Source organism: Gulosibacter macacae, from assembly GCF_003865375.1.
In the GTDB taxonomy this organism is placed as follows: domain Bacteria; phylum Actinomycetota; class Actinomycetes; order Actinomycetales; family Microbacteriaceae; genus Gulosibacter; species Gulosibacter macacae.
In genome coordinates this window covers 16,275-28,137 of the sequence record NZ_RQVS01000023.1, presented here as the reverse complement: position 1 = coordinate 28,137, position 11,863 = coordinate 16,275, and the positions used below count along the sequence as shown (strand labels likewise).

At 63.6% G+C, this 11,863-nt stretch carries 15 protein-coding genes and 1 pseudogene; all 16 read left to right on the top strand.

Annotated features, from left to right (window positions below; all coding sequences use genetic code 11):
- Nucleotides 1–351, top strand: a 351-nt coding sequence (locus EG850_RS13355) for an InlB B-repeat-containing protein (RefSeq protein WP_185715076.1), incomplete at its 5' end; no start/stop codon positions are given.
- A 113-nt stretch (nt 352–464) separates the two neighbouring features.
- Nucleotides 465–869 (top strand): large conductance mechanosensitive channel protein MscL, encoded by a 405-nt coding sequence (mscL, locus tag EG850_RS12620; protein ID WP_124974020.1) that lies wholly within the window; start codon nt 465–467, stop codon nt 867–869.
- Nucleotides 870–922: 53 nt separating this feature from the next.
- Nucleotides 923–1,168 (top strand): hypothetical protein, encoded by a 246-nt coding sequence (locus EG850_RS12615; RefSeq protein WP_124974018.1) that lies wholly within the window; start codon nt 923–925, stop codon nt 1,166–1,168.
- The gene (locus EG850_RS12610; RefSeq protein WP_148097123.1) at nt 1,165–1,440 is read left to right on the top strand and encodes a hypothetical protein; all 276 of its coding nucleotides are present in this window, start codon (nt 1,165–1,167) and stop codon (nt 1,438–1,440) included. The genes EG850_RS12615 and EG850_RS12610 overlap by 4 nt, the downstream gene beginning before the upstream one ends.
- 9 nt (nt 1,441–1,449) lie before the next feature.
- On the top strand, nt 1,450–2,343 hold the full coding sequence (locus EG850_RS12605; protein ID WP_124974014.1) for an AraC family transcriptional regulator: 894 nt from the start codon (nt 1,450–1,452) through the stop codon (nt 2,341–2,343).
- A gap of 385 nt (nt 2,344–2,728) precedes the next feature.
- A complete protein-coding gene (locus EG850_RS12600; RefSeq protein ID WP_124974013.1) occupies nt 2,729–3,658 on the top strand; it encodes a bifunctional DNA primase/polymerase in 930 nt (309 codons plus the stop codon).
- Entirely contained in the window at nt 3,609–4,361 is a 753-nt protein-coding gene (locus EG850_RS12595; protein ID WP_235829338.1) for a DUF2637 domain-containing protein, read from the top strand. The genes EG850_RS12600 and EG850_RS12595 overlap by 50 nt, the downstream gene beginning before the upstream one ends.
- The gene (locus EG850_RS12590; RefSeq protein WP_124974011.1) at nt 4,358–4,840 is read left to right on the top strand and encodes a hypothetical protein; all 483 of its coding nucleotides are present in this window, start codon (nt 4,358–4,360) and stop codon (nt 4,838–4,840) included. Before EG850_RS12595 ends, EG850_RS12590 begins: the two co-directional genes overlap by 4 nt.
- Nucleotides 4,841–4,935: 95 nt before the next feature.
- On the top strand, nt 4,936–5,778 hold the full coding sequence (locus EG850_RS12585) for a hypothetical protein (RefSeq protein WP_124974009.1): 843 nt from the start codon (nt 4,936–4,938) through the stop codon (nt 5,776–5,778).
- Nucleotides 5,778–6,836, top strand: coding sequence for a ParB N-terminal domain-containing protein (locus EG850_RS12580; RefSeq protein WP_124974007.1), 1,059 nt, complete (start codon nt 5,778–5,780; stop codon nt 6,834–6,836). The genes EG850_RS12585 and EG850_RS12580 overlap by 1 nt, the downstream gene beginning before the upstream one ends.
- Before the next feature lie 41 nt (nt 6,837–6,877).
- Entirely contained in the window at nt 6,878–7,588 is a 711-nt protein-coding gene (locus EG850_RS12575) for a hypothetical protein (RefSeq protein WP_124974005.1), read from the top strand.
- A gap of 12 nt (nt 7,589–7,600) precedes the next feature.
- A complete protein-coding gene (locus EG850_RS13775; RefSeq protein ID WP_124974003.1) occupies nt 7,601–8,329 on the top strand; it encodes a M23 family metallopeptidase in 729 nt (242 codons plus the stop codon).
- Nucleotides 8,326–8,589 (top strand): DUF6112 family protein, encoded by a 264-nt coding sequence (locus tag EG850_RS12565; protein ID WP_124974001.1) that lies wholly within the window; start codon nt 8,326–8,328, stop codon nt 8,587–8,589. The genes EG850_RS13775 and EG850_RS12565 overlap by 4 nt, the downstream gene beginning before the upstream one ends.
- Nucleotides 8,590–8,715: 126 nt before the next feature.
- Entirely contained in the window at nt 8,716–8,985 is a 270-nt protein-coding gene (locus EG850_RS12560; protein ID WP_124973999.1) for a DUF6112 family protein, read from the top strand.
- A 37-nt stretch (nt 8,986–9,022) separates the two neighbouring features.
- A complete protein-coding gene (locus EG850_RS13350) occupies nt 9,023–10,396 on the top strand; it encodes a conjugal transfer protein TrbL (protein WP_185715075.1) in 1,374 nt (457 codons plus the stop codon).
- 9 nt (nt 10,397–10,405) lie between these two features.
- Nucleotides 10,406–11,852: pseudogene (locus tag EG850_RS12550) on the top strand (SCO6880 family protein).
- The last annotated feature ends 11 nt before the right edge of the window (nt 11,853–11,863 follow it).

The window sequence follows — 11,863 nt, the reverse complement described above, 5'->3', positions numbered from 1 at the left end:
GCCGTGTGCGAGGTTCCTGGTGATCTGACTGATCCCACGGTTACGGTTGCTGAGACCGAGGGTATCTCGTACACCCGCAAGGGTGAGGTGAAAGCGGGCAGCACTGTAACTGTCACGGCTTCCGCTCAAGACGGATACCGACTGAAGGCCGCAGAGGGCTGGACCATGAATGACGATGGCACGGCAACCTACACGGTTGATCTCAAACAGATCGATTGCTCAAAGAACTCGACAACTCCCCCTCTCGCCACGACCGGTGGAATCTCGGCAGCGGGCGCTCTCATGCTCGCGATTGGTCTGATCGGTGTGGGTGCATCGGCAATGTTCATTCGTCGCAACAAGCTCACTTAAGACGTAGCTCTGATTGGTTATGGCTACTGGACCAGACGGGCTTCATCCTCTCCAATCCCAAATGAGGATGGAGCCCGTCAACTTTTTACTCCCTTTCATTTAAGAGAAAGCAACTGAGCGCGTTTCAAGGATTCAAAGACTTCATTGCTCGCGGTAACGTGATCGACCTTGCAGTCGCGGTGGTGATCGGTGCCGCATTCACCACCGTTGTCACCGCGCTGGTAGACCAGCTGTTCAACCCGCTCATCGGAGCGGTCTTTAACGCTGATTCCCTCGCGAATGCGTTCCTGATCGAGATTCCGACCACCTCGGGTGGCGCTGCTACTCTCGGACTCGGCGCGATCCTCGCGGCCATCATCAACTTCCTGATCGTCGCCGCTGTGGTCTATTTCGTGTTTGTGCTCCCGATCAACAAGCTCAACGAGCGTCACGCGCAGGGGCAGGAGTCCGAGTCCGAAGTGACTGAGCTCGATTTGCTGACCGAGATCAGAGACCTGCTGAACGAGCGACACAAGTAGCGCGCACCGGTGATCTCGTGTGCGATTGGGTAGTAGCGAATGACGGCGACGATATGAATCATCAACGGGACGACGACGCGCATCAGCTTGATGACATCCGAGTGTCTGATGTTGTCGCCCTGTGCGGCCTTGCAGTAACCAGCATCATCCTGTGGGCAGTAATCGTGGCTGCCATTCTTCGTTTCGACCTGCCGCTGACCCCGCTGCTCACATCTGCAGGGGTGACGTTCGCCGGTTCACTGGTATTCGGCTGGTGTTTTCATGCGATCCGCGATCGTGAAACAGTGAGGCTCAGGTGATGGAGAAGAGCTTAGCCCTATCGCTTCAAGAGTGGGATCTGCTGCTCAATGCGCTGCGGTTTGCAGAAGACACCTACGACTCACTGAACGCCCGATTGGGTAGCCCCTACGATGTCCTCGGGGATAGCTACTTGGATCTTCGTCTCAAGATCGACCTCTACCTCGACTCGCACAGTGGTGAGCGCATCATGCTGAACGTTCCCGATCCAACGCCGCTGCAACCGTTCTCCGTTCACACCGAAACGATGAACAACGGTGAGGAACGGCAGTGAGGCCGCATCTTGACCCCCTTTGCCGCGCGAACGATGACGATCGCGTCAGATGTGCCGCCGGCGGCCTTTGACTGCGTCAAGTTCATCCTGGTCAGAGAGGGAATTGCCACACTTGCGTGCGGCGCGAACACAGCGCGAGTTGTCCCCGGTGATGTGATTGTTGTCTCAGCACACACGCTCTGTTGCGCTGCCCCCGAACCTCGAGTCACAGTATCGACGCTCTATATTGACCGTGACTACCTCATCGACTTGGTGTATTGGCAATGCGCCACACATTTTGTCGATCGGCTGGAAGTAAAGCACTTTTTCGATGTGCTGTTCACGAATCACTCCCAACAGTTCCATCTCGGGCACACACAACTGGAACAGATCGCGGCTTGGCTCGATGAACTCACGGTCATGAGCCAGGAGGGCATCGCCTCCGAGCGGTTCTACCGTGCGCAATCGGTGCTCTCCCTGGTCCTTGACGCACTGTTACCGTTCCTGAGTTCGGGGCAACAGGCGATGAAAGTTGAGAAGTGGCGCACTGATCAAATCGAGCAGCGCCGCTTTCTTGCACTGCGGAATGAGGCTCGCGTCGCTGCGGAGCTGATTCGGGCAAACCTGCGTCAGCGCTGGACCCTCGAAGACCTTGCCACTCAGGTGCATCTCTCACCGTCTCAACTCGGGCGCGTATTCGTGGCCTCATTTGGCAGCAGCCCCTTCGAGTACCTTGCACGGCTCCGAGTCGAAGAGATGGCGCTGCTCCTGCGAAGCACCAATCTCACGGTCTCTGAGATCGCGGCACGGGTGGGCTGGGGACACGTGGGTTACGCTTCCCTACAGTTTCGTCGCGCGCTCGGAGTGACACCCAGCAGATACCGAGTCATATGCCTGCAATGGGAGCAACCACCACAGCAATAGTGGTGGTCTCCGCATTCATAGCTGCGTTCACCGCATCATGCGGGCAGAAACCTGTATTCTCGGCTTGTTCGTTGATAGGACAGGAAGGACTAGTCGGGTTCGGCGTTGAGCTTGACGGTCATTGATTCTCCTCAATCCTCGCTCTTCCCGGCGCACCTCATGGTGACAAGGCTGCCAACCGTTTGCGCAGCCCGCTACAGAGGCAGGCGGATCATGGATGCACCACAAAGGACTGTTGGAGAATCTCGGGCCGCGCGTGAAGCGAAGCTCAAAGAACTCAACGAGCAACTGGCAGAGCCGATCGAGTGGCAGAGCCGATCGAGGCGGCGACCACTGAAGCAACGGCCGATGAGTTGCTGGCCGCTGGCAGGGCGCGGGGTGTCTGATGAATACCGGCAGGCTTTTCGCGGAGCTCAACGGCCTGACAATGCACGATGCCACACTTCGTCTTACCGAGGCCGGGGTACCGGTGTTTCCCTGTGTGCCCGGCTCGAAGCGGCCGCTCGTGCCGGGTGGCTTTCAAGCAGCCACGACGAATTTGAAGCAAGTCGAGGCGTGGTGGCGGCGGTGGCCTGACGCGAATGTCGCGGTGCCGACCGGCAGGGCGTCGGGTGTTGAGGTTGTTGACGTTGATCGGCACGGCGAATCTGACCTCGGATTGGCATCGTTCAAGCGTGCTCGTGATGCTGGCCTGCTGCACGGGTGGACGGCGCTCGTTACGACCCCCTCGGGTGGCCTGCACGTCTACTATCCTGCTAGCCCTGCACGGGAGCAGCGGAACTGGCAGGCAGCATCAGCGCAGATAGATTTCCGTGGCGAGGGCGGCTATGTTCTCGTTCCTCCGTCCAGGGTCTCGTACCCTGATGGTTCGAGCGGGGTGTATGCGCTCAGTGCGCAGAGCGTCGCCGCGACCTCGCCGGTCGATGCGGTCACGCTTCGAAGATTCCTGGCACCTCTTCGTCCTCGCCGACAGTTTCCTCCATCGCAGTTCAGTGGTCAGCGTCGCGGGGTGAGTCTTGAGCGGCGTGCGGCTTGGGTTGCGGGGCTGGCTGAGGGCGAACGCAACGCTGGCCTGTTCTATATGGCGTGCCGCATGGTCGAAGACGGGTACGCGCTGCCGGAAACACTCTCAGTGCTGGGTCCTGCCGCTGAGCAGGCGGGGCTTGGGGTGCAGGAGATCACGCGCACGGTTGAGTCGGCATACCAGAAGACCGGGCCGAGAAAAGCCGATGCAGCAGCGTCGGCAGCACGGCGGTCTTGGAGCTATGAGCCTGCATCGCGTTCTGCCGCATCATCGGCCGGGTTGGGGCGCTGAGATGAATTGCCCGCATATTTCGTCTCGTGGTCTGAGGCTTGCGGTGCTCGCCGCCGAGACCGGCACGGTGCTGTTGGCGGCTGCCGCGTTCGTGCTGAGCTTCACCGCACTGCACGACCTCGCCGCGCGCAGCGGCATCGACCGCGACCTCGCCTGGCTGTGGCCGCTCATCGTGGACGGCATCATCGTCGTGGCAACGGTCGCGGTATTCACCCTCGCTGGCACCCGCGTGATCTGGTACCCGTGGCTACTGCTCATCCTCGGTGCGGGGGTATCGGTCGCCGCGAACGCGGTTCACGCGCTGGTGGCAGCCGACCCCGAAGTTTCGGGACTGCTCGCAGGCTCGGTCGCCTCCGTCCCTCCCATCGTGCTGGTCGCTTCGACACATCTCACGGCGATCCTGATTCGTCATTCCCGAACCGTGCTCCAGGTCGCCGCCCACCATGAATCTGTCGCCGCAGAAGCAGCGCAGGCAGACGCACAACTCCGCGCGGTAGAGACTCACCAGCCAGCGCCCGACCCCGAGATTGACGTTGAGGCTCCGCTTGCCGAGGTCAATGCCGAAGAGCGGCGCACCGTGGCGTCGACGCTGCGTGGTCTCGGCCTCAACAACTCCCAGATTGCCCGGTTGTTCGGTGTTGATCGCAGCACCGTCGGCCGCTGGCTACTCAAACCCGTCGAAGAACAGGAGACCCCATCATGACCACCCCTGCATCCGGCGCGATGTCGCCGTATCGTTTTCCGTCCCATCTTGACCTTTACGCCGAGGAAGAGATCATCGAGGCCGAGCTGATCGAAGATACCAAACTCGTCCGGCACACACCTTCCCCTGAACTCATTTACGACGCCGAAGTGGTCGAGGATGCGCTCGAGTTGGAGGGAGGCTTCGATGCTCGGGTGACGGATGATCCTGCCGATATTGTCGGCCCGGAACCGGAGAAACCGGCCGGGGTGCGGGTGGCGTGGAAACGCCCGACCGACCTCTTCGCGGAGGCCGGGGCGCGAGTGACCGCTCGCGGCATGGATCTCACCGCCGCGCTCTCGGAGCGTGCCCGAGGCAAGGTCGGAGACTTCCATCGGGAGGTGCGTGAGGGCACCTGGCATCTCGCTCCGATGAACCCGTTTGGTCAGGATGCGCCGCACCGCTCGATGCCGGAACCCGAAACGATTTCTCGGGGCTGATGGTGACGGTGATGGATCATGCACGGTATCGCTCTCAGATTGGTTCTGCTCGTTCGGGATGAGGATCGCACGTCTCCTGTAGGAGGTGCGCCATCATGACCAGAACACTTATCGCCGCTGCTTCGCCCGAGGATCACGAGTTCGAGACCCCGGAGGGGCTGCGGGCGTTGCTCATTCGTTTGCAGGAGGCTGGCCCCGGCGCGTGGCGGCACGATACCGAGGCGCATGAGCTCGCGAAGTTCACCGCAGGCAAGTATGCGCGTCTTGCCCGCAAGTACGGCCTTGACCGTTGGGAGGCAGTGACCGCCGCGTTCGAGGCGATGCGGAAACCCGGCACCGCCCGCGCCGACAACCCGTGGGCCGTGGTCACCGAGGCGGTACGGCTGACGTGCATCTATGAGCAGCGCGGCCAGGGGCTGCTCTGCTCGGTCGACAAGGCCCGCAAGTCTGAGGTCTCCGCGAATCATGATGCGGAACGGTTTGCAGACCGCGACCAGGCGCTGCTCGAATGGAACCCAGCGTTCCAAGTCGGTGAGCCTCGCATTGAGGACGCAGGCGAAGAAGAACCTTCTCCCGAGGTGACCATGATCGAGCAGGCAGTATTCCTGTTCTCACGGCTCTGCTGGCCGGAATCAACGGCCCGGAATGTGATCTGGTACATCTACGAAGGCCTTGAGAGACTCGGGAGCCGTACGAGCGCGTTCGACGTGCTGCGCCGCGACCGTCTCGCCCTCGCGCTCCTCGACGTGAAGAAGGATGCCTGGAACACCGTTGTCGCGGTGCTGCTGGGCACTCAGAACCCGGCCTACGCAGCAACGAACGCGGGCCGTGGCCTGTTCATGCGAATCGTCATCGGTGAGAGCTTTCCCGAACTGCTGAGTGACGAACACCTGGTGCGGCAGATCGTGGAGTCTGCCCCGAAACCTGGCGGTGCGTGATGAGCGGCCAGTACGGGATTCAGTTGGATCGGGCGCTCGACTCGCTCTTGGTTGGCACCCGGCATCGCAGCGACCTTGGCGATCTCGACCTGCTGGCGAAGTCGCTGTCTGAGCACGGGCTGCTGCAACCGCCAACGATCACCCCGGAAGGGTTCGTGTTGATCGGGGTGCGCCGGGTCGCTGCCGCACGGAAACTCGGCTGGCGCACCATCAACGTATGGGTGCGCTCAGGCCTCTCTGACCGGCTCGGCCAGCTGCTCAGCGAACACGCCGATCATGCCCTGCACAAGCCCCTCACCACCCTGGAAGCTGCCGCGCTCTACCGCGAACTGAAGGCCGTGCTCGAGGAAGAAGCCGCGCTGCGGCAAGCCGCGAATCGCTTCGGCGCGCAGCCCGGACTCGCAGGAATCTCCGGTGGTGGTGATTCACCACCACCGTCAGCACCACACGAATACGGGAAAGCACGCGAACAGGCAGCCCGCATGGTCACCGGGCGTGACTCCCATCAGATGCTCGAACGAGTGAACCGCATCGAAGACCTCGCCGCTGACGGCACCGCCTCGGCGGCGGTTCGCGGCCAGGCCGAGGCCGAGCTTGCCCGGATTCGGGATGGGGCCGGGGTACTGGCCTCGCATCAGCGCATGAACGCCGCCCTGTCGCTTGACGAGCTCGATCGCATCGCGGCCGATCCCACCCAGCCTGAGAGCGTGCGCGAAAGCGCAGGCCGTGAGGCGGCTCGCGCCCGCCAGTCGGATCTGAAAGCCGCTGAGATGGAACGTCTCGCCCGAGCTGCCCTTGAACGAGTGAAAGGGAGCAGTGGCTCGAAGCACCCATCCAAACCGCGCACTGCGGTCACAGCGGGTGATGAGGTGCCGAAGCTGCGCAGTTCCCGCGCGTTCTGGGCGACTTGGAGCGAACTCGACGGCTGGTGGCGGTACTACGATGTCGAGCAGATGGTGCGAGAGCTCTCCGGCGAGCAGCTCGACTTGTTCGTCTCCATCGCTGAGGGCACGATGCGCTTCGCCACCGAACTCCAGAACGCCCGCGCTGCCGCCTGACCTGAGCCGGTGTCCGGGGTGCAGTCTCGTACCTGTGCGGTATGAAACGTCGCACTCCCTTACCGCAGCAACCGGCCACTGATTCTGAGCGGGCGCGTCGGTTGCGCATGATCGTGGCTACGGTGCTCGGCACCGGGCTCCTATTCGTCCTCGTCATCGCCACGATTGGGCTGCTGCTCGGCCCACCCGACGACGAGCTGACACCAATGGTCGGCACCACCACAGCCCCCGATGCGACGGAACCGGCTGAGCAGGCCCGGCCAGTGTTCGGGAAGGTCGCGCAGACCGGGGACGCTGATCGCTTCGCGGAATCGGTCGCTTCCGCGATCTTCGCGTGGGATACGAACGACGGGTATCTCCCGGTCGACTATGTGCAGTCGATCCTCGATCAAGGCTCCGATCCCGACAATCTGGAAACCAACGGGTTGGTGAAAGACCTCACTACCTACCTGCCGAACAACGCGGCCTGGAAAGAGTTGCAACAGTACGAGACTCGGCAGCACCTCGAGATCGACACGATTGGCGTGCCTGATGGCTGGACCGACGTTGTACGGCAGGCCCGAGAGGATGCGCTGCAGCCCGGCACGATCGCTTACACCGTCGACGGTACGAGGCACCGATCCGGGGTCTGGGATGGTGAAGTGGTGACGACCGAGCATCCGGTCGCGTTCACCATGTTCGTGGCCTGTAAGCCGTCGTATGAGCAGTGCCGTCTGCTGCGGTTGACGGCACTCGATACGCCGCTGCGGTAAGCGAGGTCGGTGATGAAGAAGATCCTCGCGTTTCTCGCGGCGCTCGCGCTCGCTCCGAGCGCAGGGCTGTTCAGCCTGGTGCTGGTCGCCGTGCCAGGGAACGGGAACTGCACGGTGCCGACCACGCAGACCACCGGAGGCGGTGGCGGGGCTGTATCGACCGAGGCTCCGCCCGAGTCGAAGAGCATCGTGTTCCCGATGGCGCAAGGCACCTACGTCGTCACTGACAGGTTCGGGCCTCGCATCGACCCGATCAGCGGAGAGCAAAGCTACCACTACGGTCTCGATCTCGCGGCCCCTGACGGCACACCGATTCTCGCCGTCGCTGACGGCATCGTCACCTTCGCCGGGATCGACGGCGGCTGGGGTGGCCTTATCACGATCGAGCACACCATCGGCGGAGAGCGGATCGCGACCGCGTATGTGCATATGTGGGCGCACGGCATCCATGTCTCTGCAGGCGATCGGGTGACCGCTGGCCAGCACATCGCCGATGTCGGATCGAGCGGCTACTCGACCGGGCCGCATTTGCATCTCGAAGTGCGGCCCGGTGGCACGCACGGGCAGGCCATCGACCCGGAGCCGTGGCTTGCCGCACACGGAGCGATCGACCTCACCGGCCCCGGCAGCGAGGCTCCCGGCCGTGCAGGCTGCACCACCCATGAAGAGGACGCCGACCCCGGCAGCGAAGACGGCGATGCACCGGCCGAAGAGGGTTCGCGCGAGGCGGTCGCGGCATGAATGTCTTTCCCGATTTTGGCTCCCTCGATCTGGGCGGCTTCGAGGAAGTGATCGGTGCTGCGCTCATGTTCGTGCTCATTGTGAGCGCTCTCATGTTCATCATCTCGAGTGTGGCGTGGGCGCTGGGTACCTGGGGCGGGAATCCGAACACCGCGATGCGCGGCCGCGTCGGTGTGCTCGTCGCACTCGGCGGTGCACTCATGGCCGGAGCTGCTGTCGCAATCGTGAACCTCTTCCTCAGCTACGGCTCCACCCTCTAACCGCCCTCACCACTCGGGCCTGGCAGACGCATGAGCGTCACTGTCAGGCCCGACTTGTGTTCGGGATTCGGCAGGTACCTCATCGGTGTTCCCTTCCCGTCTTGAGAGCTGTGAGGAGCCTCACCCATGATCGACATCGACCCCAACTCGTCCAGGCTGCCGGGCATCGACGCCCTCCGATTGATCGTCGGCGCAGTCATGACTTTCGGACTCATCCTGTCCGCGCTCGGCTTGATTATCAGTGCCGTGGTCTGGGCGTTTGGTGCGAACTCGTCGAACCCGCATTTGGCGGGCCGAGGGAAGACGGGTGTGCTGATCTGCTGCGGCGCAGCCGTGCTGTGCGGGGCGGCCGTGACCTTGATCAATTTTTTCTGGGATGTCGGCCAGTCGGTCTAACCGCCACCCGCCGATCTGATGAACGAAAGAGTCTCTAATGAGTCTGTGTGAGCAGCCCATTCTCTCGCTGCTGTGCGATGCCGCAGATGAGACCACCGCGATGGTCGCTGCCGCTCCGATCCAGTGGATCGCCGATGGTGTCGGCCAGACTGCGGCCTGGTTCATCCAAGGCCTCTGGATCGTATTCGACTCAACCACGATGGTCGACGTCACCAGTGGCGAGTTCGTCGGCGTCTACAATCTCATCTTCGGCATCGGCGTCATGATCGCTCTGCTGCTGGCCTGCTTCCAACTCATCACCGCCGTCGTGAAACGAGAACCAGGCGGCCTCGCCCGAGCTGGCATCGGTCTCGGGAAGAGCATCCTCGGTTCGTTCGTCGCGGTCTCGCTCGTCGCGCTGGGATTAGAGATCGTGGATCAGCTGTGCCTCGGCATTGTGCAAGCGACCGGGAACTCGATGCAGTCAATGGGCGACAAGATCACGATGCTCATTACCGCACTGACTACGTTGAACCTCGGTTCCCCAGGTATCGGAGCAATCGTCACGCTGTTCCTCGGCGGCCTGTCAATCGCGGCGACTGCGATCGTGTGGTTCTCGTTGCTCGTGCGAAAGAGCCTGCTCCTGCTGACGGTCGCGCTCGCGCCGCTCGCACTGGCGGGGTTCTCCTGGGATACCACGCGCGGGTGGGCGGGGAAATGGCTGATGTTCGTGGTCGCGCTCATCGTCTCGAAACTCGTGCTGACCGTGATCCTACTGGTCGCTATTGCACAGATTTCTGTGCCCATCGCCCTCGACATCCAGGCGCTCACTGACCCGCTCGCGGGGATCGTGCTCCTCGCGGTTGCCGCCTTCGCCCCGTACATCACCTACAAGGCGATCTCGTGGCTCGGCACCGACTACTACCACGCCATGTCCACCGAGTCCGAAGCGAAGCAAGCGCTCAACCGACCGGTGCCTGTGCCGAATCGGATGCCTGGGAATCCATCTCGTGTTCTCGGCGATTCGAGCGGCTCGGGTGGCGGCGATAAGCCGCCCTCTGGCGGGGGCGGTGGTGGTAATCCGCCGCCCCCGCCGCCCCCGCCGGGAGGCGGTGCTGGCGCTGGAGCCGGTACTGGTGCAGGTACAGGTGCTGGGACTGGCACCGGGGCGGGCGTTGGCGCGGGTGCTGCGGGCGGGCCGATTGGTGTTGGGATAGCGCTCGGTGCGGCAGCGGCGAAGAAGGCCGCGACCCTCGGCCCGGAGCTTGGCAGTCAGGTCGCGCAGCAGGCTGACAGTCAGATGGAGGGCGCGAGCACGCCGGGGCAGAGTTCGGCTCCGCCTCCCGCACGCCACGGGCAGGTACCGCCGCCTCGCGCGCTGCCGCCTGGCCCAAGCACGAACCCTGGCGATAGTTCGACCCCGAAAGCGTAAGGAGCGGTCATGTCTGAGTTCGAGTTGTCGACCGTGCAGTTCTCGCGCCTCACCAAGCGGGGCGTGATGCTCGGTCTCTCCCTGCCCCAGCTGGTCACGCTCGGGATCGGTCTCGTCGCCGCAGTCGGTGGCCTCTACGTCACGGGTGGTGCGGGGCTTGCCTGGACTGCCCCGGTTTGGGGGGCTTGCCGCTGTCACCGCGACTGTACCGATTGGCGGGCGGAAGATCGTCGAGTGGGCGCCGATCGTGCTGCGGTGGTGGCAGAAGCAAGCGAGCGGACAGACCGAGTATCGACGTGCCCTTATGCGGCTTCGCCCCGAGGGCACGCTCGCGCTTCCCGGCGATGCCGCCGCGTTGCGGGAGTGGGTGGACGATGAGACCGGGGCGGCGATGATCCATGACCCGCACCAGCACCTCTTGACGGCAATCCTCGGAGTCTCCCACCCCGCGTTCGTGCTGCTCGATCCAGGCGACCAGCAGCGCCGCGTCGACGGCTGGGGCAGAGTGCTCGCTTCCGCGTGCAGGTCGGGCAGGATCGCCCGCATCCAGGTGTCGGAACGCACCCTGCCCGATTCCGGCACCGGGCTTGCGCAATGGTGGCAGGAGCACGGCAACGCTGACGGCTCGTGGGCGGCGACCGTCTATGGCGAACTCATCGACCGGGCGGGCCCCACCGGGGAACGGCACGCCACGACCGTCTCGCTCTCGCTCGATATGCGCCTCGCGGCACGCGCGATCCGCACCGCAGGCGGCGGCGTGCGCGGGGCTGCACAGGTGCTGCGGCAAGAGATGCACACCCTGGTCGCGGCGATTCGTGCCGCAGACCTGCAGGTTGATGGGTGGCTCACCCCAGGCGATGTCGCAATGGTGCTGCGCGCAGCCTACGATCCCGCGACCGCTGCCGCGCTCGAACGTCACGGCGAGCTCGGACGCGACCTCGCTACCGCTGGCCCGGTCGCTGTCACAGAACGGTGGGAGTCGATCAGGTCTGACAGTGCGCATCATGCAGTGTTGTGGGTCAGCGAATGGCCCAGGAGCCAGGTCTACCCAGGCTTCCTCTCACCCCTCGTGCTCTCGTCGGGGATCCTGCGCACTCTCTCGTTGCACTACCTGCCGGTGCGCGCCGATCAAGCGGCGCGTGATCTGCGGCGCAAACGCACCGAACTGATTTCGGATAAGACGCAGCGGCAGAAGATCGGGCAGATCGAAGACGCTGCGACTGCTGCCGAGTACGTCGACGTGATGCAGCAAGAGGCCGACCTCTCTGCCGGGCACGGCCTCGCCCGCGTCACCGGCCTCATCTCGGTCACAGCTTCAACCAGCGAGGAACTCGAGGCAGCGGTCGCCGCGGTCGAACAGGCCGCAATCCAAGCCTCCTGCGAATGCCGTCGTTTGGTCGGGCAGCAGGCCCGCGCGTTCGCCGCCGCAGCCCTCCCGCTCGCCCGCCCCATCTGAACCCGCCCCGA

Excerpts from the sequence above, each read along its gene's own strand:
- EG850_RS12615 (WP_124974018.1), top strand. The coding sequence starts at position 923 with ATGAATCATCAACGGGACGACGACGCGCATCAGCTTGATGACATCCGA.
- EG850_RS12600 (WP_124974013.1), top strand. The coding sequence starts at position 2,729 with ATGAATACCGGCAGGCTTTTCGCGGAGCTCAACGGCCTGACAATGCAC.
- EG850_RS12595 (WP_235829338.1), top strand. The coding sequence starts at position 3,609 with ATGAGCCTGCATCGCGTTCTGCCGCATCATCGGCCGGGTTGGGGCGCT.
- EG850_RS12590 (WP_124974011.1), top strand. The coding sequence starts at position 4,358 with ATGACCACCCCTGCATCCGGCGCGATGTCGCCGTATCGTTTTCCGTCC.
- EG850_RS12585 (WP_124974009.1), top strand. The coding sequence starts at position 4,936 with ATGACCAGAACACTTATCGCCGCTGCTTCGCCCGAGGATCACGAGTTC.
- EG850_RS12580 (WP_124974007.1), top strand. The coding sequence starts at position 5,778 with ATGAGCGGCCAGTACGGGATTCAGTTGGATCGGGCGCTCGACTCGCTC.
- EG850_RS12575 (WP_124974005.1), top strand. The coding sequence starts at position 6,878 with ATGAAACGTCGCACTCCCTTACCGCAGCAACCGGCCACTGATTCTGAG.
- EG850_RS13775 (WP_124974003.1), top strand. The coding sequence starts at position 7,601 with ATGAAGAAGATCCTCGCGTTTCTCGCGGCGCTCGCGCTCGCTCCGAGC.
- EG850_RS12565 (WP_124974001.1), top strand. The coding sequence starts at position 8,326 with ATGAATGTCTTTCCCGATTTTGGCTCCCTCGATCTGGGCGGCTTCGAG.
- EG850_RS12560 (WP_124973999.1), top strand. The coding sequence starts at position 8,716 with ATGATCGACATCGACCCCAACTCGTCCAGGCTGCCGGGCATCGACGCC.
- EG850_RS13350 (WP_185715075.1), top strand. The coding sequence starts at position 9,023 with ATGAGTCTGTGTGAGCAGCCCATTCTCTCGCTGCTGTGCGATGCCGCA.